We start from the raw sequence: 23,447 nt of genomic DNA on the forward strand, positions 1-23,447 counted from the left end.
CGGGGTCAGACCCCGCGACTGATCGCCGTGCGGGTTTAGCGCGTAGGCTGGAGGGCGGCGCGCAGCAAAACGATCAAAGCGCCTTCGCCCCCTTCATTGTTGCGCGCCTGGCAGAAGGCGACCACGCCTTTTTGCACCAGCCAGCTGTGCACCATGGATTTCAGCACCGGCTCCTGGCCGCGCGAACCAAAGCCGCGGCCATGGATCACGCACACGCAGCGGTGGTTGCGCTGCTGCGCCTTGGTCAGGAAGTCACCCAGCGCATCGCGCGCCTGGTCGCGGTTCATGCCGTGCAGGTCCAGCTCGTCCTGCACCGGCCAGTGGCCCTTGCGCATTTTCTTCATTACATCCGGACCTACGCCCGGCGCCGAGTAGTTCAGCGCCGGATCGTCTTCCAGATAATGATCGACTTCAAACAGATCGGACAGCGACTCGCGCATGACGGCGGCGTCATCCTCGGCCTGGGTCAGCTTGCGGGCTGGCGCGGCGGCGGGGGCGGCCGACTTGGCCGTGGTCTGCGGCACGTAGCGGTCCGACACCGGCATGCGCTTCACGCCACCCAGCGCGGTCTGGAAGATATTGGCTTCCACCACCTGCTTTTTCTCCTGTTTGACGCGCTCCTTCTCGGCGGCGGCGCGCGTCTCAGCCTGCTCCTTGAGCTGCTTGCCCAACGATTTCAGGTCTGCGAAGTCTTTCATTGCAATTACTCCTGACCTTCGAGGTAGCGCTGGGCGTCCAGTGCGGCCATGCAGCCGGTGCCGGCGCTGGTGATCGCCTGGCGGTAGATGTGGTCCTGCACGTCGCCGGCCGCAAACACGCCCGGTACGCTGGTGGCGGTGGCCATGCCTTCGGTGCCGGTCTTGGTCTTGATGTAGCCGTTGTGCATGTCCAGCTGGCCTTCGAAGATGCCGGTGTTGGGCTTGTGGCCAATCGCCACGAACAGGCCGTGCACCGAGACGTCGGTGATGGCGCCGCTTTCGGTCGACTGGATCTTCACGCCGGTGACGCCGCCGTCATCGCCGACCACTTCGTGCAGGGTGTGGTTGTACTTGATCTCGATCTTGCCTTCGGCAACCTTGGCGTTCAGGCGGTCGATCAGGATGGCTTCGGCACGGAACTTGTCGCGGCGGTGGATCAGCGTGACCTTGGTGGCGATGTTGGACAGGTACAGTGCTTCTTCCACGGCGGTGTTGCCGCCGCCGACCACGGCCACTTGCTGGCCACGGTAGAAGAAACCGTCGCAGGTGGCGCAGGCAGATACGCCCTTGCCCATGAACGCGGTTTCCGACGGCAGGCCCAGGTACTGCGCCGAGGCGCCGGTGGCGATAATTAGCGTATCGCAGGTGTACTCGTGGCTGTCGCCGATCAGGCGGATCGGTTTTTCCTGCAACTTCACGGTATGGATGTGGTCAAACACGATGTCGGTGTTGAAACGCTCGGCGTGCTGCAGGAAACGCTGCATCAGGTCCGGGCCTTGCACGCCCATCGGGTCGGCTGGCCAGTTTTCGACGTCGGTGGTGGTCATCAGCTGGCCGCCTTGCTCGACACCCGTTACCAGCATGGGCTTCAGATTGGCGCGGGCGGCGTAGATGGCGGCGCTGTAGCCGGCAGGGCCGGAACCGAGGATCAATACGCGGGCGTGTTTAGGAGTGGTCATGGCAGGCTTCTTAATATGTTGGATTAATCCGAATGTGGGGGCGCACGCAAGGGCAGCAAGGGGATGCCGCTATTGCAATTGCGCAAGCAATACAAGATTATAGAGCAAGCAGGGAATCAGGACGAATCGTGGGGCCGGATGTTGCCCTTATGCCTTAGAATACCGGTATAGGAATATTTCCTGACCGCTAACATTGCAACACCTTGATACCTATGAGCAGTAAAAAAGTTCAGGAACGCGCGCCGCGATCCAACGCGGCCGGCGCTTCCTCCCCATCTGGCTACACCCGGACGCCGACCGAGCGCCAACCTTTGCCCAACCGGCTGGTACGGCTGCTGTCCGAAGCGCGCTGGCTGGCGCTGGCCGTGCTGGGCGTGTACTTTGTCCTGATCCTGGCCAGTTACAGCAAGATGGATCCGGGCTGGTCGCACGAGACGCTGGTGCCGCAGGTGCATAACCTGGGCGGCCGCGCGGGCGCCTGGCTGTCCGATCTGCTGTTGTATATTTTTGGCATCTCCGCCTGGTGGTGGGCATTTTGCCTGCTGCGCGTGGTATGGAAGGGCTATCGCGGCCTGACCCACAAATATGTGCTGTCGACCGAGCCGGAGCCCGAGCATGCCCAGGAAGGGCTGATCCGCGCCATCGGCTTTGTGCTGCTGTTCATTGGCAGCGTGGGGCTGGAGTACCTGCGCCTGCGCACCTTGACCAGCCATGCCCAGCTGCCGCGCAGCTCGGGCGGCGTGCTGGGCGAGCTGATCGGCCATTCGACCCACGTTGCATTTGGCTTTACCGGCGCCACGTTGCTGCTGTTGCTGCTGTTTGGCCTGGGCTTCAGCCTGTTCTTCCATGTGTCGTGGATGGCGGTGGCCGAGCGCATTGGCGGCGGTGTCGAGAACGCGATTGACTGGTTCGTGCAGCGCTATCAGTACCGTGAGGACCGTCGCCAGGGTGAAGTGGCTGCCGTCAAGCGCGAAGAGGTGGTGGTGCATGAGCGCGCCAAGCACGTGGAGAAGCATCCGGTGGCCGCGCCGACCATCAAGGTCGAGCCGCAGGTGGTCACCGTGGTCAAGTCCGAGCGCGTGGAGAAGGAGCGCCAGGCCAACCTGTTCCAGGACTTGCCGGCTGGCGATGGCCACCTGCCGGCGCTGTCGCTGCTGGATGAGGCGGCCGAGACGCAGGAAACCATCCCGATTGAAACGCTGGAATTCACCAGCCGCCTGATCGAGAAGAAGCTGTCGGACTTTGGCGTCGAAGCCAAGGTGGTGGCGGCTTATCCCGGCCCGGTGGTGACGCGCTACGAGATTGAACCGGCGACCGGCGTCAAGGGCAGCCAGATCGTCAATCTGGCGCGCGACCTGGCGCGTTCGCTGTCGCTGACCTCGATCCGCGTGGTGGAGACCATCCCGGGCAAGAACTATATGGCGCTGGAGCTGCCAAATCCGAAGCGCCAGATCGTGCGCCTGAGCGAGATCGTCGGCTCCAAGGTCTACAACGACAACGCTTCGCCGCTGACGGTGGCGCTGGGCAAGGACATCGCTGGCAAGCCGGTGGTGGCCGATCTGGCCAAGATGCCGCACTTGCTGGTGGCAGGTACCACCGGTTCCGGTAAATCGGTGGGGATTAACGCGACCATCCTGTCGCTGCTGTACAAGTCCGACCCGCGCGATGTCCGCATGATCCTGATTGACCCGAAAATGCTGGAGATGTCGGTGTATGAAGGCATTCCGCACTTGCTGGCGCCGGTGGTCACCGATATGCGCCAGGCCGGCCATGCGCTGAACTGGGCGGTCAACGAGATGGAGCGCCGCTACAAGCTGATGTCCAAACTTGGCGTGCGTAACCTGGCGGGTTACAACGCCAAGATCGCTGAAGCCAAGAAGAAGGAAGAACACATCCCGAATCCGTTCAGCCTGACGCCGGATTCGCCGGAGCCGCTGGAAAAACTGCCGACCATCGTCATCATCATCGACGAGCTGGCCGACCTGATGATGGTGGTCGGCAAGAAGGTGGAAGAACTGATCGCCCGTATCGCGCAGAAAGCCCGTGCGGCCGGCCTGCACTTGATTCTGGCAACGCAGCGCCCATCTGTAGATGTGATTACCGGCCTGATCAAGGCGAACATCCCGACCCGTATCGCGTTCCAGGTCTCGTCGAAGATCGACTCGCGTACGATTCTGGACCAGATGGGCGCGGAGGCGCTGCTGGGCATGGGTGACATGCTGTACATGCCGCCGGGTACCGGTCTGCCAGTGCGGGTGCACGGTGCATTCGTGTCGGATGACGAGGTGCACCGCGTGGTCAAGCATTTGAAAACCACGGGCGAACCGGACTATATCGACGGCATCCTGGAAGGCGGCACGCTGGAAGGTGAGGGCGGCGGCGCTGACGGTGCGCCTGCCGGTGAAGGTGGCGGCGAGGCCGATCCGATGTACGACCAGGCGGTGCAGGTGGTGCTGAAAAACCGCCGTGCCTCAATCTCGCTGGTGCAGCGCCATCTGCGCATCGGCTACAACCGCGCGGCGCGCCTGCTGGAACAAATGGAAAATAGCGGGGTGGTTTCACCCATGCAGTCGAACGGTAACCGTGAGATTCTCGCTCCGGTCGCCAGTGCAGAATAAAAGGATAAACTGTATGACTCGTTTTAAATCGTTGAGCGTGGTGACCGCAGGCTTGCTGCTGGCAGGCGTTGCGCATGCGAGCGCGCTGGAGCAGTTCAAGTCCTTTGTCTCGTCCACCAAGGCAGCCAAGGGGGAATTCACCCAGCGCCAGGTGAAGAGCACCAATGGCGAGACGCCGAAAATCTCGAACGCGGCCAGTGGCTCGTTCGTGTTTGCGCGCCCGGGCAAATTCATCTGGACGTACTCGAAGCCCTACGAGCAGGTGCTGCAAGCCGATGGCGACCAGCTGTTCATCTTCGACAAGGACCTGAACCAGGTCACCGTGAAGAAGCTCGGTGATGCGCTGGGCTCGTCCCCAGCGGCGATCCTGTTCGGCAGCAATGACCTGGAAAAGAACTTCACGCTGTCCGAAGGCGGCACGCGCGATGGCATGGAGTGGTTGAAAGCCGTGCCGAAAGCCAAGGACACCAGCTTCGAACAGATCAACATTGGCCTGCGCAACGGCTTGCCGGAAGCAATGGAACTCAAGGATTCCTTCGGCCAGACCTCGGTGCTCAAGCTCAGCAAGATCGAGAAAAATCCGGCGCTGAGTGCCACGAGTTTTAAATTCGTCATCCCCAAGGGCGCAGACGTATTCAATAATTGACCCGTTAATCACGGGGGTATGACGCCGCAGCCGTGTGCGCTGCGGCGTTTTCCATTCAAGAACATGGCAGATTTATTTTCCACCGAACCGCGCCAGCCGCTGGCGGAAGCGCTGCGGCCCAAGACGCTCGACGAGGTTGTCGGCCAGCGCCATCTGCTGGGGCCGGGCAAGCCCTTGCGCCTGGCGTTTGAGTCGGGCCAGCCGCACTCGATGATTTTGTGGGGGCCGCCGGGTGTCGGCAAGACCACGCTGGCGCGGCTGACCGCCAAGGCCTATGACTGCGAGTTCATTGCCTTGTCCGCCGTGTTCTCGGGGGTGAAGGATATCCGCGCCGCGATGGAACAGGCCCAGCACAATCTGGACATGGGCAAGCACACCATCCTGTTTGTCGACGAGATCCACCGTTTCAACAAGTCGCAGCAGGATGCCTTGCTGCCGTATGCGGAGTCCGGCCTGGTCACGCTGATCGGCGCCACCACCGAGAATCCATCGTTTGAGGTGAACTCGGCACTGCTGTCGCGCGCGCAGGTGTATGTGCTGAAGTCATTTGACGAGAGCGAGTTGCGCCAAATGGTCGACCGCGCGCGCGCCAAGGTGCTGACGCAGCTGGAATTCGATGACGCCGCGATCGATACCCTGATCGGCTACGCCGACGGCGACGGCCGCCGCCTGCTGAACCTGCTGGAAGTCACCGGCACGGCTGCCAACGCGGCCAAGACCAACAAGATCACCGCCGAGTTCATCCAGAACGCGCTGACCCTGAACGCGCGCCGTTTCGACAAGGGCGGCGATAACTTCTACGACCAGATCTCGGCGCTGCACAAATCCGTGCGCGGCTCGAATCCGGACGCCGCGCTGTACTGGCTGTGCCGCATGCTGGACGGTGGCGCCGATGCGCGCTACCTGTCGCGCCGCATCGTCCGCATGGCGTGGGAAGACATCGGCCTGGCCGACCCGCGCGCCATGCAGATCGCCAACGATGCCGCCACCACCTACGAACGCCTCGGTTCACCGGAAGGCGAGCTGGCGCTGGGCCAGGCCGTGGTCTACCTGGCCATCGCCGCCAAGAGCAACGCCGGCTACAACGCCTTTAACGAAGCCATGGCCTTCGTGCGCAAAGACAAGTCGCGTGAAGTGCCGGTTCACCTGCGCAACGCGCCGACCAAGCTCATGAAGGAACTCGGCTACGGCCACGAGTACCGCTACGCCCACGACGAGCCGCATGCCTATGCTGCCGGCGAAACCTACTTCCCCGACGAGATGCGCGAACCTGGCTGGTACCAGCCCGTGCCGCGCGGCCTGGAATCCAAAATCGCCGATAAAATGGCCTTCCTGCGCAAACTGGATGAAGACGCCGGCAAGTCGTAATGTTGTAAGATAAGACATTCGATAGTCCGCGTATTCAGAGGAGCAGCATGCAGCCGGCAAAGGTGGTCGACGGGGTCGATATTTACATAGAAGGTGAGGGCGCCGAGACGATCATCATGATCCACGGCTGGCCGGATACCTACCGCGTGTGGGATGCGCAGGTAGCGGAGCTGAAACAGCGCTACCGCTGCGTACGCTTCACGCTGCCGGGCTTCGATATCAGCAAGCCGCGCCGTTCGTATTCGCTGGACGCCATGCTGCGCGTGCTGCTGCACATCGTCAACAGCGTGAGCCAGAAGCAGAAGGTGATCCTGATGCTGCATGACTGGGGCTGCGTGTTCGGCTACGAGTTCTATATGCGCAACAAGGCGCTGGTATCGGCCATTATCGGCGTGGATATCGGCGATGCACAGTCGAAAGCCACCGCGCGCTCGCGCTCGGTCGGGCAAAAGTTGATGGTCAGCGGCTATCAGAGCACGCTGGCGCTGGCCTGGGCGATCGGCGGGCCGGTGGGCAATCTGATGACGCGGGGCATGGTGAGTGCGCTGGGCGCACCCTCGCCCAAGGAATACATCAGCTCGGGTATGAACTTCCCGTATTACATCCTGACTGCCGGGGCGTCCGGCTCGTACAACTCACTGGTACCGTTCGTGCCGAAAGTGCCGATGCTGTTCATTTATGGCACCAACAAGCCGTTCATGTTCCATTCGCCGCAGTGGACGGAAAACCTGGCGGCCAAGGAAGGTTGCAAGGTGGTGGCGCTGGAAACCGATCACTGGCCGATGCTGCGCCAGCCAGAGCGTTTCAACGATATTGTCATGCACTGGCTGGACAAACCCGCTGAAAATGATGAAACGGCTGAGGAGGACGCTGCATGAAACGCATCATGACCCCCATCGCTTGCATGATCGTGGCCGGCAGTGCTGCGGCCTTCCACGCTGTCGGGCCCAGTAATCCGGCCAGCCTGGTGCAGGGGTGTGCGCCGCTGGCGTATCCAGCCGGGTCGCTGAGCCTGCATGAAGATGGCAAGGTGAGCATGGCTTTGCTGATCGGCGCCCACGGTGAGGTCATGGACCGCAAGCTGACCCGGTCCAGCGGCCACCGGCGCCTGGACAATGCGGCGCTGGCTGGTATGGCGCAATGCCATTTCGAACCAGCCAAGGCCGACGGTGTCGCGCAAGAGAGCTGGCTCATGCTGGACTACGTCTGGAAACTGCCTGAGTAAGACCAGGCTGAACTATCAGCGCAGGCGGATTGGCTTCTGGTACGGTGCAAACGGCGGTGGCGGCAGCTGGGCCGACGCATAGGCCTGGCGGAAGCATTCCGCTTTCTTGCCTTCGACGTCGGTCGTGGTGCGGGTGACTTTGCCGGCTGCATCCAGCGTCAGCACGATCACCACCGGGTGCCGGGCGATGTCGTGGCAGTTGCCGCGCTCATCGAGCTTTTGCGCGTTATTGAAATTCAGCGAGACTTCCTCGTACTTGCTGGCTTTCTCATTCGGGAACTGGGCGTTGAACTTGTTCATCTCGACCGCAAAGTTCGGATTCTGCGGTGGCGCTGGTTCATCCTTTTGCCACGACGAACCGCCCATGGTCGAGCAGCCCGTTGCAATCATCATCACGGCAGCCGATGCTGCAATCTTCAGGGTATGGGTTTTCATTTTTTCTTCTCCTCAAAATTCGTACTGTTGAGTGTATCGTACAAATTTCGACGCGTTCGCGGCGCACGATTAGTTGCGTAGGAGAAATCCTACAGCGTGACGCATAGCGGAACATGCGCGGCTTCCGGCGCCGGTTTTTTGCATTTCAGACCTTGTTTTGAGCGCTTCGTCGCATCCTTGACGCAGGCCAGAACGCCTTTAGGTACAGTACAACCATACCGCAGCACTCATCCAAACCGACACCTGAAGGAGTACATCATGAACATCGCTAAAAACATGGAAATCATCTTCGTTGCCGCCACCATCCTGGCCGGCGCCACCACCTTCGCCACGGCCGCCGACGACCGCGTTGACGTCGTGATGCCAGCCGACAAAGCTGCCGTGATCGCCCAAGCCGACGTCCGCATGCCAAGCGTGACGGTCAGCGCCAAACGCCTGACTGCTGCCGAAAAAGCCGCACTGTAATCGTTGCCGCCGGCGGGCTGCTCAAAACTCGCAAGGAAGTGGCTTCATCTTGGTACAATTGACGTTTTCGATACACCAACGGCTTTGTTCCCATGATTGATATCCAACTTCTCCGTAAAGATATAGCTAATGTCGCCGCGCGCCTGGCGACCCGCAAGTTCCAGCTCGATGTGGAGGCGTTCAACGCTCTCGAGTCGGAACGCAAAGCGATCCAGACGCGTACCGAAGAACTGCAAGGCAAACGCAATTCGCAGTCCAAGCTGATCGGCATGATGAAGGGCAAGGGCGAAGACACCACCGCCTTGATGGCGGAAGTGGCTGGTCTCGGCGACGAGCTCAAGGCCAATGAAGTGAAACTGGGCGAATTGCAGGCCAAGCTGGGCGATTTCCTGCAAACCATCCCGAACCTGCCGCATGAATCGGTGCCTGCAGGTACCGACGAGAGCGGCAACGTGGAAGTCCGCAAAGTCGGCACGCCGCGCAGCTTTGATTTCGAGATCAAGGACCACGTTGACGTGGGCAGCCCGCTGGGTCTGGATTTCGACACCGCGACCAAGCTGACCGGCTCGCGCTTCTCGGTCATGAAAGGCGGCATCGCCCGTCTGCACCGCGCACTGGCGCAGTTCATGCTGAACACCCACACCGACGAGCACGGCTACACCGAGTGCTACACCCCGTACCTGGTCAACGCCGATTCGTTGCGCGGCACCGGCCAGCTGCCGAAGTTTGAAGCCGATCTGTTCTCGGTGAAAAAAGGCGGCGCGGAAGGCGAGGGCGAGCACTTCTACCTGATCCCGACTTCGGAAGTCTCGCTGACCAATATCGTGCGGGATGAAATCATTGCCGCAGAAGCCCTGCCGTTGAAGATGACCGCCCATACCCCATGCTTCCGTTCGGAAGCGGGCAGCTATGGCCGCGACACGCGCGGCATGATCCGCCAGCACCAGTTCGACAAGGTGGAAATGGTGCAGGTGGTGCATCCAGACCATTCCTACGCCGCACTGGAAGAAATGGTCGGCCACGCAGAAACCATACTGCAGCGTCTGGGCCTGCCATACCGCGTGATGTCGCTGTGCACCGGCGACATGGGCTTTGGCGCCACCAAGACCTACGATCTGGAAGTCTGGCTGCCGGCGCAGAACACCTACCGTGAAATTTCGTCGCTGTCGAACTGCGAAGCCTTCCAGGCACGCCGCATGCAGGCACGCTTCCGCAATGCCCAGGGCAAGCCGGAACTGCTGCATACGCTGAACGGCTCGGGCCTGGCCGTGGGCCGTACGCTGGTCGCCGTGTTGGAAAACTACCAGCAGGCAGATGGCTCGGTGGAGATCCCGGCGGTACTGCGTCCGTACATGGGTGGACAAACGCATTTGAAAGTTTAATTTTGCCCTTCCATTTTCTCAAGCACCTGCTATAATCTTGCCTTCTCGCAGCAGCAGGTGGGAAAACGGAGAGGTGGCAGAGTGGTCGATTGTACTTGACTCGAAATCAAGCGATGGGTCAAACCATCCGTGGGTTCGAATCCCACCCTCTCCGCCATTAGGCGGTTGTAAGAAAATTAGCGTCACCAGGAGAGGTGGCAGAGTGGTCGATTGTACTTGACTCGAAATCAAGCGATGGGTCAAACCATCCGTGGGTTCGAATCCCACCCTCTCCGCCAGTATTCAGCGAAAAAGCTCCCGAAAGGGAGCTTTTTTGTTTTCGGCCTAGAAACCCGTAGTTCTCACCGGAACTGCGGGTTTTTTATTTTTCGGGCTAGAATGCAGAAAAATTAACCTGGGAGATCTTATGAAGTTTGTCGCCGCATTTCTGACCTCTGCGCTGCTGGCTGGTACTGTACACGCCGCCACGGCGAACCCTGACGCCAGCCAGATCAAGGCGGCGCACGATCTGATGGGCGCCATGCAAGCCGAGAAAATGATGCGGATGACGGCCGGCATGAGCAAATACGCGTCGCCGGACCAGCGCAAGCAGGTCATGGACAAGGTCATCAAGCTGCAGCCGGAATTTGTCTACAGCAAACTGGCCACGCCGGTGGCCAAACTGCTGAGCACGGAGACCTCGCTGGAGATGACCAGGTTCTACCAGTCCAGCTATGGCCAGCGCGTGCTGCACGATACCTACAACAGCAGCGCCCAACTGTATCCGACCCAGCCCAAGCCGACGCCGGCGGAACAGGCCGAACTCAAAAAGCCGGCCTATCTGAAAGCAGAGAAGGAATTCAAGGCCAATGAGCAAGCCATCAACCACGAAACCTTCGTGCTGCTGAAAGAAGTCATCAATGGTAAATAAGGGTTTGTGATAATCCGCCAGCTGGTCGCGGCGCTGCCCAAGACCTTCCAGCGGGCCGAGGTAAAGGCCTATTTCAAACACAATATGGGCAGTGATCCAGTGGCGTAGTCCTGGCCCCGAGATTAAAAGCGGCGCTGGCGGTTTAAGCGCCGCAGCATTTCTTGTACTTCTGGCCGCTGCCGCAAGGGCAGGGATCGTTGCGACCGGCCTTGGCCGCCTTCGGTTGCGGCGCATGGAAGAAGGCGTTGATCTGGATGACGGACGGTGTGACCTTGGTGGCATTCACCGGCGGCTGGAACGGCAGCAGCAAGGCTGGCTGCTGCGCACGCAGCGGCGCCCAGGCGTCGGTCGCCAGTTGCACCCCGGCCAGGAAGCCGGCGCTCCACGCGTCGGCATTCCAGCTGCCGCCGCATTCGTAAATCGGCTCGAAGCTGGCGGGATCTTTCTGCATCCACTCGCGCATGTAGGCGTGATGACGCAGTACCAGCGCGGCCGCCTGTGAGTTGCCCTCGGCGTCGCCCCAGACGTGGGGCAGCCATGTATCCTGCGCCAGTTCGGCAGGTCCGATCACCAGCGCCGTCAGAAAGCCTTCCAGTCTGGCGACATCCATGGACTGCGGCCCGATGGCCGCCAGCAGGTCGTCTAGTTGATCGTATTCGTCGTCGTTGAGTGGAGTCGTGCTCATGGCAATGTGGCTGGCTAAAAGCCGCCATTGTACCGGCTTCACCTGAGGGCGTTCCGGTTTGGCCGGCAGCTTGTTGTTGAAACCGGGATTTTTATTTTTGCAAGTAGACAAAAATGTCTACATTGTGAATAATGCGCTTTCCTTCATTACGGAATCACACCATGCTGAACAAGCTTGCTTTGACGGTGGCCTTGCTGCCGTTTGCTGTCCACGCGTCCAACCTGCCGGACTACCCCTTCATCCATACTGCCGGCGAAGGCTTTGTGATGGTCGCGCCCGACATGGGGGAGATTGATTTCGACATCACGGCCTTCAATGCCGATCCCGCCGTGGCGTCGGCCACGGTGGCCGAGCGCGTCGGCCAGGTGCAGGCGCTGATGGTCGAGGGCGTAGCCAGCGCGGCAACGCGCGACGCGCGCAAGGAAATGCGCAGCGCCGAGGCGGATTATTCGGTGCGCAGTTCAGTCCATATCGTCGTGCGCGACATCAGCAAATGGCGGCCCATCATGCAGGCCTTGCTGGCCATGCCCAACATCGATCATATGTCGACCTCGTTTGGCCGCAGCGACCGCGAAAAAGCCGAACAGGAACTGACCGTGGCCGCGATCCGGGATGCCCAGCGCCGCGCCGAAGCGATGGCGTCCGGCTTCGGCAAAAAGGTGGGGGCGGTGAGCGCTGTCTCGTCCGGCCAACTGCGCAACCTGACTAATGCCGTCGGCCTGATGCCGGGCGACCTGTACTTGCGCAACCGTAGCGTGGATGCACCGTCGGCCGACAAGGATTTCCTGGCAACGGAAGTGCTGCGCTGGTCGCAAACCGTGGATGTGATCTTCCGTATCAAATAAGCCGGTGCTGGTCTGCGTGTGCTGGCGCACGCAGGCCGCCAATTGCGCCTTGTATCTGGCCCTGCATCCCCAACACTGAAAGCAAGTTCACCAGAAAGGGAGCGCAGCATGCACATCAATCACCCGCGCTACGCGCACATCACGCCAGACCCGGAAACGCCGCCGCCACCGCCGGAGAAAGATCCGCCGCCCGACAACAGCCCGCTGCCGGAACAGGCGCCGATTGAAGAGCCCGTCCCGCCCAAGCCACCGATGAAAGCCTGAGGCTAAATGCCGCCATGTGTGCGCTGGCGTACCGTCCGTAGCGTGGAACGGACGGTATTCTGGTTCCACGCTCTGAATTGCCGTGAGAAAGTGTGAGAGTCGTTGCTCAGCGGATACATTTTGTCCAATTTGTGTTGATCGTCACACAGGGGTCATGAAAGAGTTTCTATAATTTAGTCATGTCGTCGGTCTTCAGTCACGGAGAGCATCATGGGCAACTCTTTACACAATAAAATCTACCTCGGCCGCCGCAGCGTCGCCCTGAGCACCAAGCGTGTACAAGCCATGGTTTGTGTAGCGGCCTTCGCCAGCATCGGCCTGGTCTGGTTGCTGATCCGAGCGCTCCAGTAAGCGCTGTCTTTGCCATTGCACGGTGGCGCCCTGGCTTGCCGCCGGGCCGCCGTACGCGTACCATGAGGGCCGCAAGCAGTCTCTTATGGAAAAAATGGCAATGAAGAACGAAAAATTCACGCAAGACGAATACGACGCCCTCAACGAAGTCAAACGCGGCATCAAGGGCGATCGCGTCAGTGCCTGCGTCGGCCGCAACAGCAAACGCCTGTCCGGCCTTAAACTCATCAGTATCGCTCGCAATGGCCACATCTCGCTGACCGACAAGGGCGCGCAGACGCTGTTCCTGCGCCGCTGCGTGCTGGCGCTGCAGGCCTTGGCGGCGCAACCGGGCAGCGCGATCGACGCCGACGTCGCGCTGTTCCTCGGCAAGAAATCCCACATCAGCGAGCGCGCCGAAGGCGGCTTCGACATCAGCGACAAAGGCCGGGAGTCGCTCGCGGACATCATCAGCCAAGGCTTCTGATCAAAAACGCTCCTACGGAGCGTTTTTTTTCTGTAATGTAGCGTTTATCCATAGCAAAAAAACACTCTGCGCCCGCCATGAGATTCAAGACGCTGCAAAAGTTCCGCAAACTGTTCCGTGTGCTGGTGGCGGCCGTGGTGGTGGGACTGCTGGTGATGACGATTTTCGTCGGGCATGTGCTCAACAAGAGCCGCATGCGCTATTACGCGGCGGCCGAAGAAACCTCCCACAACCTCGCCATCGCGCTGGAGAATTTCCTCCATTCGCATTTTCAGGAAGCCGACCTGGCGATGCGCCGGGCCGACCTTGAATTCCGCACCATGCACGAGCAGCATCGCTTTGACGATGCCCAGTTCAGCGCCTATCTGCGCGGCCTCAAGGAACGCCTGCCGCACGCCCAGGCGGTGCGCGGATCCAATGCGAAAGGCCTGGTGGTGTATGGCGAAGACGTCGATCCCGGCCATCCGCAAGACCTGACCATCCGCGAGTTCTACAACCGCGTGCAGACCGAGCACCAGCTGATCTTCGGCATCCCGGTCAAGTCGCGCATCAGTGGCGAGTGGGTGCTGCCGCTGGTGTATCCGCTGACCTTGCCGAACGGCGAATTTGGCGGCACCTCTTATGTGCTCATGAACAGTTCGCGCATCACGGAAGCGTTTTCCGCGCTGAACGTGGGGCCGCATGGCTCCATCGTGCTGCTGGACGAGCGCAAGCGCGTGCTGCACCGCTATCCGGAACTGGCCGATATGGCGTTTGGCAGCACGGTCAGGGTCAACGCCGTTACCCAGGCGCTGTTGGACGGCAAGCAGCAACGCGCCAGCTACACCGTGGTCAGCCCGCGTGACGGCCAGGAACGCACGCTGAGCGTGGAAAAGGTGGGCGCCTATCCGGTCTACGTTTTCGTCGGCCTGGCCAGCACCGATTTTCTGGCGCCGTGGTACCGCGAAGTGCGCAACGCGTCGATCTTCCTGGTGGTGCTGATCGGCCTCGGCGTGGCCTTGGTTATGGGGGTGCGTTACGGCTTGCAGAAACAGTTCCAGATCCTCACGGCGCTCGGTGACGCCGACCGCGCCTTGCAGAATTCGCTGACCCAGCTGACCGCATCGGAATCGCGCTGGCGCTCGCTGACCGAAGGCCTGCCGCAAATGGTGTGGACCGCCACACCGGAGCCGCGCATCGATTTCATGAGCCACCACTGGGAAGAGTTCAGCGGCATCCCCGCCGACCAGCTCATGGCATCAGGCGACTGGTCGCGCGTGATCCACCCGGATGACCGCGCCGCCGTGGCCGCCGCCTGGCAGCGCGCGCTGGCCGATGGCAGCCAGTTCCGCTGCGACTGCCGCCTGCGCCGCCACGACGGCGTCTGGCGCATCTTCGACAACCACGCGCTGCCGCAGCGCGACGCCGATGGCGCCATCGTCAGCTGGGTGGGCAGCAGCACCGACAGCACCGAGATGCGCGCCGCCCACGATGCGCTGTTGCAGGCCAAGGAGGCGGCCGACAAGGCCGGCCGCGCCAAGTCGGATTTCGTCGCCAATATGAGCCACGAAATCCGCTCGCCCATGAATGCGGTGCTGGGCATGTTGCAGCTGCTGCGCCAGACCCAGATGAGCGGACGCCAGCAAGACTATGTCGATAAAGCCCATTCCGCCGCCAGCGCCTTGCTGGGGCTGCTCAATGACATCCTGGATTTCTCCAAGGTCGAGGCGGGCAAGCTGGCGCTGGACCCGCACCCGTTCCGGCTCGACAAGCTGTGGCGCGATCTGGCCGTGATCCTGTCGGCCAACGTGGGCAGCAAGAACATCGAGGTGCTGTTCCGTATCGATCCGGCGCTGCCGTCGCTGGTGGTGGGCGATGCCTTGCGTCTGCAGCAGATTTTGCTGAACCTGGCCGGCAACGCCATCAAATTTACCGAGCGCGGTGAAGTGGTGGTGTCGGCGCAGCAGGTGGCGCACAGCGAGCATAGTTTATCGATTGCGTTTGCGATCCGCGATACCGGCATCGGCATAGCGCCCGACCAGTGCGAGCGCATCTTTGACGGCTTCTCGCAGGCCGAAGCGTCCACCGCGCGCCGTTTCGGCGGCACCGGTCTGGGACTGGCGATCAGCCAGCGCCTGGTGCGTCTGATGGGCGGTACGCTGCGTGTGGTGAGCCAGCTGGGGCAGGGCAGCGTGTTTGATTTTACGGTGGAGTTCGGCATTGCCGCGCAACCGCCGGAATTCGTGCCGGTCACCGCCACGCCGCCGCAGGACGCCCTGATGCGCGACCTGTCCTGCCTGGTGGTAGATGACAATCCGGTGGCGCGCACGGTGCTGCGCGAGATGGCGACTTCCTTCGGCTGGCGCGTGGATGTGGCCGCGAGCGGCTATGAAGCGCTGGATGCGATCTCGGCGCAGATCGCGCGGCGCAAGGCCTACGACGTGGTCTTCATCGACTGGCGCATGCCGTCGCTGGATGGCTGGGAAACCAGCTGCCGCATCCGCGCGCTGGCGCCGGAAGGCAACACGCCGCTGATCGTGATGGTGACCGCGCATGACCGCGAGCTGCTGGCGCAGCGGCATCGCGAAATGGAACCGGTGCTGGATGGCTTTGTGGTCAAGCCGGTCACTGCGTCCATGCTGTTTGACGCGGTCGCCGATGCGCGCCTCGACCACCGCAAGCCGCTGCTGTCGGCACTGGCGCCGTCACAGCGGCGGCTGGCGGGTCTGCGCCTGCTGCTGGTGGATGACAACCTGGCCAACCAGCAGGTCGCGGGCGAATTGCTCAGCAACGAAGGGGCGCAGATGGAAGTGGCCGGCTCGGGGCCGATGGCGCTGGCGGCCGTGACGCGTCCCGGCCCGCTGCCGGACCTGATCCTGATGGACATTCAGATGCCGGAAATGGACGGCTACCAGACCACCAGCGCGATCCAGGCCAGGCTGGGCAAGGCGACGCCGCCCATCGTGGCGATGACCGCCAATGTGATGGCGTCGGACCGGCTGGCGGCGCTGGAAGCGGGCATGGCGGACCATGTCGGCAAGCCCTTCGATCTGGAGCAGCTGATCGCCGTGATATTGAAGCACGCGCGGCATGGCGTATTGGCGGGGCAGGCGCAAGCGCCCGTGGCCGACAGTGCGCCGGCGCCAGCCGCCATGGACGATGGCGCGGACGGCGCGTTGCCGGCGTCCGGCCTGAACAGCGCGGCAGCACTGAAACGCCTGGGCGGACTGGAATCGGTCTACATGATCGCGCTACGCAGCTTTGTCGCCGAAGCGGAAAAGCTGGCGCAGCAGTTGCAGGCCGCGCGCAGCGCGCAGAACACCGAGGCGGCACTGCCCGCGCTGCATACGCTCAAAGGCCTGGCGGGCACGGTTGGCGCCGATCGGCTGGCGACGCTGACGCAGCTGGCCGAACGTGCTCTCAAGCAGGACGCCACGGCCTGGGCGCCGCTGGAAGAAGTCCTCGACGCCTGTCCCGCAGTCGCCGAGGATATCGAACACCTGCTTACCGGAAGCCGTCGGCGGTAATCTCCACCTCCGTCACTTCGCCATAGGTCTTGGCGATGTCGCGGATGGCTTCCGCCTTACCAATCAGCACCGTCTGCAGGCTGGTGCGCGGGAAGTGCTTGTCGATGAGCGCCTTGGCTTTCTCCGGCGTCAGGCCATCCACATCCTTGGTGAAGTTATCGATCTGCGCGCGGCCCACCTGGTTGGCATACATATCGCCAAGCAGGCCGGCCAACTGCTCGCTGGTTTCGTAGCGCGGCGGGAACTGGCCCTTGACGTAAGCCTTGGCCGATTCCAGCGTGGCCTTGTCGATGCCCTTGTCCCACAGGCGCTGATAGGTCTTGTTGGCCAAGGCCAGCGCCGCCTCCGTCTTCGGCAGGGCGGTAAAGCTGCTGATGGCAAAGGTACCGGTTTGCGACAGCGTTGCGAACTGGCTGCCGGCGCCGTAGGTCAGGCCGGAATTGACGCGCAGCTCGTCGTTGAGCCAGGACGTGAAGCGGCCGCCCAGCACCGTGTTGACCACTTGCAGCGGCACGTAGTCCGGATCGTTGCGGGCAATGCCGGCACCGCCGATCAGGAAGGTGGTTTCAATCGCATCGGCCTTGTTGACCAGCAGCACCCGCGCCTTGTCGGCCTTGACCTTGCCATTGTCTTGCGCGGCAGGCGCCGGACCGCTGGCTTGCCAGGCGCCGAACAGCGACTCGATCTGCTTGCGCATCTCGGCCTTCTGGAAATCGCCCACCACGATGATGGCGGCGTTGTCCGGGCGATAGTAGTGCTGGTAGTAGCCCTGTACATCAGCCTGCTTGAGCGCACTCACGCTGTTGACCGTGCCGCTGGCCGGAATGGCATACGGGCTGTCGCCAAACAGCATGGCGCGGTAGTAGGTTTGCGCGACATTGCGCGGCGATTCCTTGGCTTGCTTGAGACCGTTGACCTTGCGGTCGCGCAGCTTGCCCAGCTCCGTGTCGTCAAAGCTGGGCTGCTGGACGATTTCGGCAAACAGCGGCAGCAGGGCAGGCGCATCGGCCTTGGCGAAGTTGGCTTGCACCGTGCTCGACTCGGCGCCAGCGCCGCCCGCGATGCGCGCGCCGCGATAATCGAAGGCCTGGTCGATGGCGGTTTTGTTATGGGCTTTGCTGCCCAGCAGCAGGGCGTCGCCGGTCAGATTGGACAGGCCCGGCTGGGCGCCGTCGTTGACCGCGCCGGCCTTGACCACGGCGCGCACCGAGATCAGCGGTACTTCGTGGCGCTCCATCAGGTAGACGGTGAGGCCGTTCTGCAAGGTGACGGTATCGAATTCGGGCAGGCGGAATTCCGCTGCGCCGGCCGTGGCAGCGCTGGCGGCCAGCGCCATGGCAATGATGGTCTTGTTCATGTAATCAGTCCTCCTTCGCAGCCAGCACGCCAACCGTGCGCTGCGACTTCTTCAGGTATTTGGCGGCGACGGCCTGGATATCGGCCGGCGTCAGTTTTTCGTAGGCGGCCGATGCGCCGAACATCTTCTGGTAGTCGCCAAAGATGACTTCGTAGGTGCCCAGCTGCTGCGCCTTGCCGCTGATGGTTTCCTGCTCGCGGTACAGGTTGACGAGCTTCTGGTTCTTCACTTTTTGCAGCTCTTCCGCCGTGACGCCCTCTTTGACCAGGCGATCCACCTCGGCCAGCAGCGCCTGCTCCAGCTGCGCCGGCGTGACCTTGGCAGTGGCCACCGCCGACAGGTACAGCAGGCCAGGATCGAAGCCGTCCATGCTCTCGGCGCTGACCTGGGTGGCCAGCTGCTTGTCGACCAGCGCCTGGTACAGGCGCGAAGTCTTGCCGCCGGCCAGCACGCCTTGCAGGACTTCCAGCGCGTAGTAGTCGGCGCTGTTGGCAGCCGGGATCTTGTAGGCGATGCTCAGATTGGCCGAGGTGGCCGATTCCTTGGTCACGAACACGCGGCGCTCGCCAGTCTGCGGCGGCTCCACGGTCCGCACCGCCGGCGGCAAGGGGCGCTTGGGTATGCCGCCAAAGTATTTGGTGGCCAGCTGCTTCACCTGATCCGTTTTGACGTCGCCGACAATCACGGCGACCGCGTTGTTGGGCGCGTAGTAGGTGCGGAAGTAGCGCTCCAGATCCTGCTGGGTCCAGGCCTTGATGTCGGACTCATGGCCGATCACCGACCAGGAATAGGGATGGGCCAGGAAGGCCACGCTGTTCAGTTCCTCATGCAGCGCCCGCATATTGGAGTTTTCCAGGCCGGTGCTGCGCTCGGACAGTACCACCCCGCGCTCGCTGGCCACCATTTTCGGATCGATGGTCAGGTTGGCCACGCGGTCGCTTTCCAGCGTAAAGATGGTTTCCAGCGAGGAGGCCGGGAACCAGTCCTGGTACACGGTCAGGTCGTTGCTGGTGTAGGCGTTGTTGGCGCCGCCCTTGGCTTCCATGGTGCGGTCAAACATTTTCGGTCCGAATTTCTTCGAGCCGTTGAACATCATGTGTTCAAAGAAGTGCGACAGGCCGGTGATGCCAGGCGCCTCGTTGCGCGAACCGACTTTCCAGAAGGTGTACATGGTCGCGTTGGGAATGTCGTGCGATTCCAGCACCAGGAACTTCATGCCGTTGGACAGCGTGAACGTCTGTACCTGATCGGCGGTCAGCGCGGCTTGCGCAGTGGCGGCCATGCCCAGCATGATGCTGGCGGCCAGGGCTTTCCATTTCATGAGCACTCCTTCAAAAGTAAGAGCGCAGCATACACTTTTTGATAACTATTTGCGAATGGCAAGTTTAGCGGCTAGCATGTGATGAAACTAACAGGAGCCAGGCAATGGAAAAACCGATGAGCTGGGTGGCGCATGAACTTAGCATGACTGTGCTGATGACGCCCGATATGGCCAATTTCTCAGGCAACGTCCACGGCGGCACGATCTTGAAATACCTCGATAGCGTGGCCTATGCCTGCGCCAGCCGCTATTCGGGCAGTTATGTGGTGACGCTGTCGGTGGACCAGGTGATGTTCCTGCAACCGATCCATGTGGGCGAGCTGGTGACATTCCTGGCGTCGATCAACTACACCGGCAATACGTCGATGGAAGTGGGCATCCGCGTGGTGACGGAGAACATCCAGCAGCGTCTGGTGCGCCATGCCAACAGCTGCTACTTCACCATGGTGGCGGTGGACTCGGAACGCAAGCCGGTCAAGGTGCCCGCGCTGGTGCCGGAAACCGAAGAACAGAAACAGCGCTGGGAGCAGGCCGTGCTGCGCAAGCAGGCACGCCAGATGGTGCACGGCAGCCGCAAGAAATGAAGCGCTTCATGCTGATGGCCGCCTGTGTCGCGGCAATGGCCGGCGCGCTGGCGGCGCAGCCGACCGGCAAGGAGATCATTGGCGATGTGAGCCGCATCGTCGCGCCCAATGGCGTGCAGGAAAACTTCAAGCTGCACATCGGCGGCATCGACCAGTGGATCTACACGCGCGGACAGGACCGCAAGAACCCGGTGCTGCTGTTTGTACATGGCGGACCGGCGTCGCCGAGTGCGCCCACCATGTGGATGTACCAGCGTCCGCTGGAAGAATACTTCACGGTGGTGAACTACGACCAGCGCGGCGCCGGCCGCACTTATCTGGATAACGATGCGGACGCGGTGCGGCCGACGCTGCGCATCGCCCAGTTCGTCGATGATGCGGTGCAGATTGCCCAAGCCATCTCCAAACGCTACGGCAAGCGCAAGGTGATCCTGGTCGGCCACAGCTGGGGCACGGTGGTGGCGATGCGCGCTGCGCTGGCCCATCCCGAACTGTTCCATGCCTATGTGGGCATCGGCCAGGTCATCAGCATGCTGGACAACGAAAAGGTCAGCTTCGACTTTGCCATGGCGCAGGCGCGCAAGGAGAACAACATCCAGGCGATCCAGGAGCTGGAGTCGATTGCGCCGTATCCGGGCAATACGCCGATCACGCGCGAGCGCATCGTTACCGAGCGTACCTGGGCGCAGCACTATGGCGGCCTGGCGGCTTACCGCAGCGACTTTGGCTACTACTTCAACGCGCCGCTGCTGTCGCCCGAATATGACGACAAGGCGGAGCAGGCCATCGACAAGGGCAGCCTGCTGACGCTGGAACGCGTGCTCAAGGAATGGCTGGAGGTGGACTTCAGGCCGGTCAGCAAATTCCCGGTGCCGGTGGTGATGTTCATGGGCCGCCACGACTACACCACGCCGTCCGAACCGACGGCGGCCTGGCTGTCGAAAGTGAAAGCCCCGTACAAGCGCGCGGTCTGGTTTGAACATTCCTCGCACCTGGTGCAGTTCGAAGAACCGGGCAAGACGCTGGTCAGCCTGCTGGAATACGTGCGTCCGCTGGCGAAGGACTAAACGCGGGACGGTCGGCAGCCTTTGCCGTGGGGGCTCAAAAGCCGGATAATAGCGGCTACATCATTTTGAGCACTATTTTGGAACACTCCCATGGAAATTAAGGTCAACTTTCTCGATAAGCTGCGACTTGAGGCTAAATTCGATGACTTCACGGTAATTGCCGACCAGCCCATCCGCTACAAAGGCGATGGCTCTGCGCCTGGTCCCTTCGATTACTTCCTGGCGTCGTCGGCCTTGTGCGCTGCTTATTTCGTAAAGTTGTACTGCAATACACGAAATATCCCGACCGAGAATATCCGCCTGTCGCAGAACAACATCGTCGATCCAGAAAACCGCTACAAGCAGATTTTCAAGATCCAGGTCGAACTGCCGGAAGATATTTCGGAAAAAGACCGCCAGGGCATCCTGCGCTCGATCGACCGCTGCACCGTGAAGAAAGTGGTGCAGGAAGGCCCGGACTTCATCATTGAAGAAGTGGCGAACCTGGATGCTGACGCCCAGGCGCTGCTGACGGTGACGTCGGACGCCGGCGCCAGCACCTACATCCAGGGCAAAGACTTGCCGCTGGAGCAGACCATCGCCAATATGTCGGCGCTGCTGGCCAGCCTCGGCATCAAGATTGAAATTGCCTCGTGGCGCAACATCGTGCCCAACGTGTGGTCGCTGCATATCCGCGACGCGCACTCGCCGATGTGCTTCACCAACGGCAAAGGCTCGACCAAGGAAAGCGCACTGGCCTCGGCGCTGGGCGAATACATTGAACGTATCAGCAACAACCACTTCTACGCTGGCGCGTTCTGGGGTGAAGACATTGCCAACGCCGAGTTCGTGCATTACCCGAACGAGCGCTGGTTCAAGCCGGGCCGCAAGGATGCGCTGCCGGCCGAGATCCTGGACGAGTACACCCGTGACATCTACAACCCCGACGGCGAGCTGCGCGGCACGCACCTGATCGACACCAATTCCGGCAATGTGGCGCGCGGCATCTGCTCGCTGCCGTTTGTACGCCGTTCGGATGACGAGGTGGTGTACTTCCCGTCCAACCTGATTGAAAACCTCTACGCCAGCAATGGCATGAGCGCCGGCAATACGCTGGCGGAAGCGCAGGTGCAGTGCCTGTCGGAGATTTTCGAACGCGCGGTCAAGCGCGAAATCCTCGAAGGCGAAATCGCCTTGCCGGACGTGCCGCAGGAAGTGCTGGCGAAATATCCCGGCATCGTGGCTGGCATCAAGGGCCTGGAAGAGCAGGGCTTCCCGGTGCTGGTCAAGGATGCGTCGCTGGGCGGCGTCTATCCGGTCATGTGCGTGACCCTGATGAACCCGCGCACCGGCGGCGTGTTTGCCTCGTTTGGCGCGCACCCGAGCCTGGAAGTCGCACTGGAGCGTAGCCTGACCGAACTGATGCAGGGCCGCAGCTTTGAGGGCCTCAACGATTTACCGCGCCCGACCTTTGCCAGCGAAGCTGTCACCGAGCCGTACAACTTTGTCGAGCACTTCATTGACTCGAGCGGTGTGGTGTCGTGGCGCTTCTTCAGCGCCCAAGCGGATTATGACTTCGTCGAATGGGACTTCTCGGGCCGCGGTGAAAACTCCAATGCCGAAGAAGCCGCCACCTTGCTGGCCATCCTCGACGAGATGGGCAAGGAAGTCTATACGGCCGTGTACGACCAGCTGGGTGCGACCGCCTGCCGCATCCTGGTGCCGGGCTATTCGGAAGTCTATCCGGTGGAAGACTTGGTGTGGGACAACACCAACAAATCGCTGCTGTTCCGCGCCGACATCCTGAACCTGCATCGCCTCAACGACGAACAGCTCGAAGCGCTGCTGGACCGCCTGGAAAACAACGAGCTGGACGAGTACGGCGACATCGCCACGCTGATCGGCGTCGAGTTTGACGAAAACACGGAGTGGGGCCAGCTGACCGTGCTGGAACTGCGCCTGCTGATTAACCTCGCCTTGCAGCAGTTTGAGGAAGCGCACGAGCTGGTCGGCGCCTTCCTGCAGTACAACGACAACACCGTGGACCGCGGCCTGTTCTATCAGGCCTTGAATGCGGTGCTGGAAGTGACGCTGGATGACGACATGGAACTGGACGATTATGAAGTCAACTTCCGCCGCATGTTTGGCCATCCGCGCATGGATGCGGTGCTGGGTTCGGTCGATGGCAGCGTACGCTTCTATGGCCTGACGCCAACCAGCATGCAGCTGGAAGGCCTGGACCGCCACCAGCGTCTGCTGGACAGCTATAAAAAGCTGCACGCAGCGCGCGCCAAGGCGGCAGCCAAATAAAGTCCG

22 protein-coding genes and 2 tRNA genes are annotated in these 23,447 nt (G+C 61.5%); 18 read left to right on the forward strand and 6 right to left on the reverse strand.

Going from position 1 to position 23,447, the window contains the following annotated elements:
- Nucleotides 1-35 precede the first annotated feature (35 nt).
- Nucleotides 36-698: a Smr/MutS family protein gene (locus BUA36_RS17265; protein ID WP_072786505.1), complete on the reverse strand. Its 663-nt coding sequence runs from the start codon at nt 696-698 to the stop codon at nt 36-38.
- 5 nt (nt 699-703) lie between these two features.
- The gene (gene trxB / locus BUA36_RS17270) at nt 704-1,657 is read right to left on the reverse strand and encodes a thioredoxin-disulfide reductase (protein ID WP_072786507.1); all 954 of its coding nucleotides are present in this window, start codon (nt 1,655-1,657) and stop codon (nt 704-706) included.
- Nucleotides 1,658-1,869: 212 nt separating this feature from the next.
- Between trxB and BUA36_RS17275 the strand changes: the two genes are divergently transcribed.
- The 5 genes from BUA36_RS17275 (at nt 1,870) to BUA36_RS17295 (ending at nt 7,514) form a co-directional block, all read left to right on the forward strand.
- The gene (locus BUA36_RS17275; RefSeq protein ID WP_072786509.1) at nt 1,870-4,275 is read left to right on the forward strand and encodes a DNA translocase FtsK; all 2,406 of its coding nucleotides are present in this window, start codon (nt 1,870-1,872) and stop codon (nt 4,273-4,275) included.
- A 13-nt stretch (nt 4,276-4,288) separates the two neighbouring features.
- The gene (gene lolA, locus BUA36_RS17280) at nt 4,289-4,921 is read left to right on the forward strand and encodes an outer membrane lipoprotein chaperone LolA (protein WP_072786512.1); all 633 of its coding nucleotides are present in this window, start codon (nt 4,289-4,291) and stop codon (nt 4,919-4,921) included.
- A 63-nt stretch (nt 4,922-4,984) separates the two neighbouring features.
- Entirely contained in the window at nt 4,985-6,289 is a 1,305-nt protein-coding gene (locus BUA36_RS17285) for a replication-associated recombination protein A (protein WP_072786788.1), read from the forward strand.
- Nucleotides 6,290-6,336: 47 nt separating this feature from the next.
- The gene (locus tag BUA36_RS17290) at nt 6,337-7,167 is read left to right on the forward strand and encodes an alpha/beta fold hydrolase (protein ID WP_072786514.1); all 831 of its coding nucleotides are present in this window, start codon (nt 6,337-6,339) and stop codon (nt 7,165-7,167) included.
- The gene (locus BUA36_RS17295) at nt 7,164-7,514 is read left to right on the forward strand and encodes an energy transducer TonB (protein WP_084560212.1); all 351 of its coding nucleotides are present in this window, start codon (nt 7,164-7,166) and stop codon (nt 7,512-7,514) included. Before BUA36_RS17290 ends, BUA36_RS17295 begins: the two co-directional genes overlap by 4 nt.
- A gap of 15 nt (nt 7,515-7,529) precedes the next feature.
- Here the strand turns inward: BUA36_RS17295 and BUA36_RS17300 are convergent, their stop codons facing one another.
- On the reverse strand, nt 7,530-7,949 hold the full coding sequence (locus BUA36_RS17300) for a hypothetical protein (protein WP_072786516.1): 420 nt from the start codon (nt 7,947-7,949) through the stop codon (nt 7,530-7,532).
- A gap of 258 nt (nt 7,950-8,207) precedes the next feature.
- On the opposite strand from BUA36_RS17300, the gene BUA36_RS17305 reads away from it, so the two are divergent.
- The 5 genes from BUA36_RS17305 (at nt 8,208) to BUA36_RS17325 (ending at nt 10,706) form a co-directional block, all read left to right on the forward strand.
- Nucleotides 8,208-8,414, forward strand: coding sequence for a hypothetical protein (locus BUA36_RS17305; RefSeq protein WP_072786518.1), 207 nt, complete (start codon nt 8,208-8,210; stop codon nt 8,412-8,414).
- Between the two features lie 92 nt (nt 8,415-8,506).
- Complete coding sequence (serS, locus tag BUA36_RS17310; protein WP_072786520.1) at nt 8,507-9,796, forward strand: serine--tRNA ligase; 1,290 nt, start codon at nt 8,507-8,509, stop codon at nt 9,794-9,796.
- 67 nt (nt 9,797-9,863) lie between these two features.
- Nucleotides 9,864-9,953 (forward strand) — tRNA-Ser (locus BUA36_RS17315).
- 31 nt (nt 9,954-9,984) lie between these two features.
- Nucleotides 9,985-10,074: transfer RNA gene (locus BUA36_RS17320), tRNA-Ser, on the forward strand.
- Nucleotides 10,075-10,202: 128 nt separating this feature from the next.
- On the forward strand, nt 10,203-10,706 hold the full coding sequence (locus BUA36_RS17325) for a DUF2059 domain-containing protein (protein ID WP_072786522.1): 504 nt from the start codon (nt 10,203-10,205) through the stop codon (nt 10,704-10,706).
- A gap of 142 nt (nt 10,707-10,848) precedes the next feature.
- Here BUA36_RS17325 and BUA36_RS17330 read toward each other — a convergent pair whose 3' ends face one another.
- The gene (locus BUA36_RS17330; protein WP_072786790.1) at nt 10,849-11,391 is read right to left on the reverse strand and encodes a UPF0149 family protein; all 543 of its coding nucleotides are present in this window, start codon (nt 11,389-11,391) and stop codon (nt 10,849-10,851) included.
- A 161-nt stretch (nt 11,392-11,552) separates the two neighbouring features.
- Between BUA36_RS17330 and BUA36_RS17335 the strand changes: the two genes are divergently transcribed.
- From BUA36_RS17335 to BUA36_RS17345, 5 genes are all read left to right on the forward strand, one after another.
- Nucleotides 11,553-12,236: an SIMPL domain-containing protein gene (locus tag BUA36_RS17335; RefSeq protein WP_072786525.1), complete on the forward strand. Its 684-nt coding sequence runs from the start codon at nt 11,553-11,555 to the stop codon at nt 12,234-12,236.
- A gap of 108 nt (nt 12,237-12,344) precedes the next feature.
- Complete coding sequence (locus BUA36_RS30765; protein WP_167544310.1) at nt 12,345-12,500, forward strand: hypothetical protein; 156 nt, start codon at nt 12,345-12,347, stop codon at nt 12,498-12,500.
- A gap of 210 nt (nt 12,501-12,710) precedes the next feature.
- Nucleotides 12,711-12,851 (forward strand): hypothetical protein, encoded by a 141-nt coding sequence (locus tag BUA36_RS30770; protein WP_167544311.1) that lies wholly within the window; start codon nt 12,711-12,713, stop codon nt 12,849-12,851.
- Between the two features lie 100 nt (nt 12,852-12,951).
- A complete protein-coding gene (locus tag BUA36_RS17340; protein WP_072786791.1) occupies nt 12,952-13,317 on the forward strand; it encodes a hypothetical protein in 366 nt (121 codons plus the stop codon).
- Between the two features lie 77 nt (nt 13,318-13,394).
- Nucleotides 13,395-16,823, forward strand: a complete 3,429-nt coding sequence (locus tag BUA36_RS17345; protein WP_072786527.1) for a response regulator — start codon at nt 13,395-13,397, stop codon at nt 16,821-16,823.
- Here the strand turns inward: BUA36_RS17345 and BUA36_RS17350 are convergent.
- Both BUA36_RS17350 and BUA36_RS17355 read right to left on the reverse strand, forming a co-directional pair.
- Nucleotides 16,801-18,180 carry a M16 family metallopeptidase gene (locus tag BUA36_RS17350; RefSeq protein WP_072786529.1) on the reverse strand — a complete coding sequence of 460 codons (1,380 nt, stop codon included), beginning with the start codon at nt 18,178-18,180 and terminating at the stop codon, nt 16,801-16,803. The genes BUA36_RS17345 and BUA36_RS17350 overlap by 23 nt on opposite strands.
- Nucleotides 18,181-18,184: 4 nt before the next feature.
- On the reverse strand, nt 18,185-19,501 hold the full coding sequence (locus BUA36_RS17355; RefSeq protein WP_072786531.1) for a M16 family metallopeptidase: 1,317 nt from the start codon (nt 19,499-19,501) through the stop codon (nt 18,185-18,187).
- A 104-nt stretch (nt 19,502-19,605) separates the two neighbouring features.
- Here BUA36_RS17355 and BUA36_RS17360 point away from each other — a divergent pair, with 104 nt between their 5' ends.
- The 3 genes from BUA36_RS17360 (at nt 19,606) to BUA36_RS17370 (ending at nt 23,441) form a co-directional block, all read left to right on the forward strand.
- Nucleotides 19,606-20,085 (forward strand): acyl-CoA thioesterase, encoded by a 480-nt coding sequence (locus BUA36_RS17360; RefSeq protein ID WP_139260621.1) that lies wholly within the window; start codon nt 19,606-19,608, stop codon nt 20,083-20,085.
- The gene (locus BUA36_RS17365; protein ID WP_072786533.1) at nt 20,082-21,152 is read left to right on the forward strand and encodes an alpha/beta fold hydrolase; all 1,071 of its coding nucleotides are present in this window, start codon (nt 20,082-20,084) and stop codon (nt 21,150-21,152) included. Before BUA36_RS17360 ends, BUA36_RS17365 begins: the two co-directional genes overlap by 4 nt.
- Before the next feature lie 90 nt (nt 21,153-21,242).
- A complete protein-coding gene (locus BUA36_RS17370) occupies nt 21,243-23,441 on the forward strand; it encodes an OsmC domain/YcaO domain-containing protein (RefSeq protein WP_072786535.1) in 2,199 nt (732 codons plus the stop codon).
- The last annotated feature ends 6 nt before the right edge of the window (nt 23,442-23,447 follow it).

Origin of the sequence: Duganella sacchari (genome assembly GCF_900143065.1) — a bacterium.
GTDB classification, from domain to species: Bacteria; Pseudomonadota; Gammaproteobacteria; order Burkholderiales; family Burkholderiaceae_D; genus Rugamonas; species Rugamonas sacchari.

Excerpts from the sequence above, each read along its gene's own strand:
- BUA36_RS17265 (WP_072786505.1), bottom strand. The coding sequence starts at position 698 with ATGAAAGACTTCGCAGACCTGAAATCGTTGGGCAAGCAGCTCAAGGAG.
- trxB (WP_072786507.1), bottom strand. The coding sequence starts at position 1,657 with ATGACCACTCCTAAACACGCCCGCGTATTGATCCTCGGTTCCGGCCCT.
- BUA36_RS17275 (WP_072786509.1), top strand. The coding sequence starts at position 1,870 with ATGAGCAGTAAAAAAGTTCAGGAACGCGCGCCGCGATCCAACGCGGCC.
- lolA (WP_072786512.1), top strand. The coding sequence starts at position 4,289 with ATGACTCGTTTTAAATCGTTGAGCGTGGTGACCGCAGGCTTGCTGCTG.
- BUA36_RS17285 (WP_072786788.1), top strand. The coding sequence starts at position 4,985 with ATGGCAGATTTATTTTCCACCGAACCGCGCCAGCCGCTGGCGGAAGCG.
- BUA36_RS17290 (WP_072786514.1), top strand. The coding sequence starts at position 6,337 with ATGCAGCCGGCAAAGGTGGTCGACGGGGTCGATATTTACATAGAAGGT.
- BUA36_RS17295 (WP_084560212.1), top strand. The coding sequence starts at position 7,164 with ATGAAACGCATCATGACCCCCATCGCTTGCATGATCGTGGCCGGCAGT.
- BUA36_RS17300 (WP_072786516.1), bottom strand. The coding sequence starts at position 7,949 with ATGAAAACCCATACCCTGAAGATTGCAGCATCGGCTGCCGTGATGATG.
- BUA36_RS17305 (WP_072786518.1), top strand. The coding sequence starts at position 8,208 with ATGAACATCGCTAAAAACATGGAAATCATCTTCGTTGCCGCCACCATC.
- serS (WP_072786520.1), top strand. The coding sequence starts at position 8,507 with ATGATTGATATCCAACTTCTCCGTAAAGATATAGCTAATGTCGCCGCG.
- BUA36_RS17325 (WP_072786522.1), top strand. The coding sequence starts at position 10,203 with ATGAAGTTTGTCGCCGCATTTCTGACCTCTGCGCTGCTGGCTGGTACT.
- BUA36_RS17330 (WP_072786790.1), bottom strand. The coding sequence starts at position 11,391 with ATGAGCACGACTCCACTCAACGACGACGAATACGATCAACTAGACGAC.
- BUA36_RS17335 (WP_072786525.1), top strand. The coding sequence starts at position 11,553 with ATGCTGAACAAGCTTGCTTTGACGGTGGCCTTGCTGCCGTTTGCTGTC.
- BUA36_RS30765 (WP_167544310.1), top strand. The coding sequence starts at position 12,345 with ATGCACATCAATCACCCGCGCTACGCGCACATCACGCCAGACCCGGAA.
- BUA36_RS30770 (WP_167544311.1), top strand. The coding sequence starts at position 12,711 with ATGGGCAACTCTTTACACAATAAAATCTACCTCGGCCGCCGCAGCGTC.
- BUA36_RS17340 (WP_072786791.1), top strand. The coding sequence starts at position 12,952 with ATGAAGAACGAAAAATTCACGCAAGACGAATACGACGCCCTCAACGAA.
- BUA36_RS17345 (WP_072786527.1), top strand. The coding sequence starts at position 13,395 with ATGAGATTCAAGACGCTGCAAAAGTTCCGCAAACTGTTCCGTGTGCTG.
- BUA36_RS17350 (WP_072786529.1), bottom strand. The coding sequence starts at position 18,180 with ATGAACAAGACCATCATTGCCATGGCGCTGGCCGCCAGCGCTGCCACG.
- BUA36_RS17355 (WP_072786531.1), bottom strand. The coding sequence starts at position 19,501 with ATGAAATGGAAAGCCCTGGCCGCCAGCATCATGCTGGGCATGGCCGCC.
- BUA36_RS17360 (WP_139260621.1), top strand. The coding sequence starts at position 19,606 with ATGGAAAAACCGATGAGCTGGGTGGCGCATGAACTTAGCATGACTGTG.
- BUA36_RS17365 (WP_072786533.1), top strand. The coding sequence starts at position 20,082 with ATGAAGCGCTTCATGCTGATGGCCGCCTGTGTCGCGGCAATGGCCGGC.
- BUA36_RS17370 (WP_072786535.1), top strand. The coding sequence starts at position 21,243 with ATGGAAATTAAGGTCAACTTTCTCGATAAGCTGCGACTTGAGGCTAAA.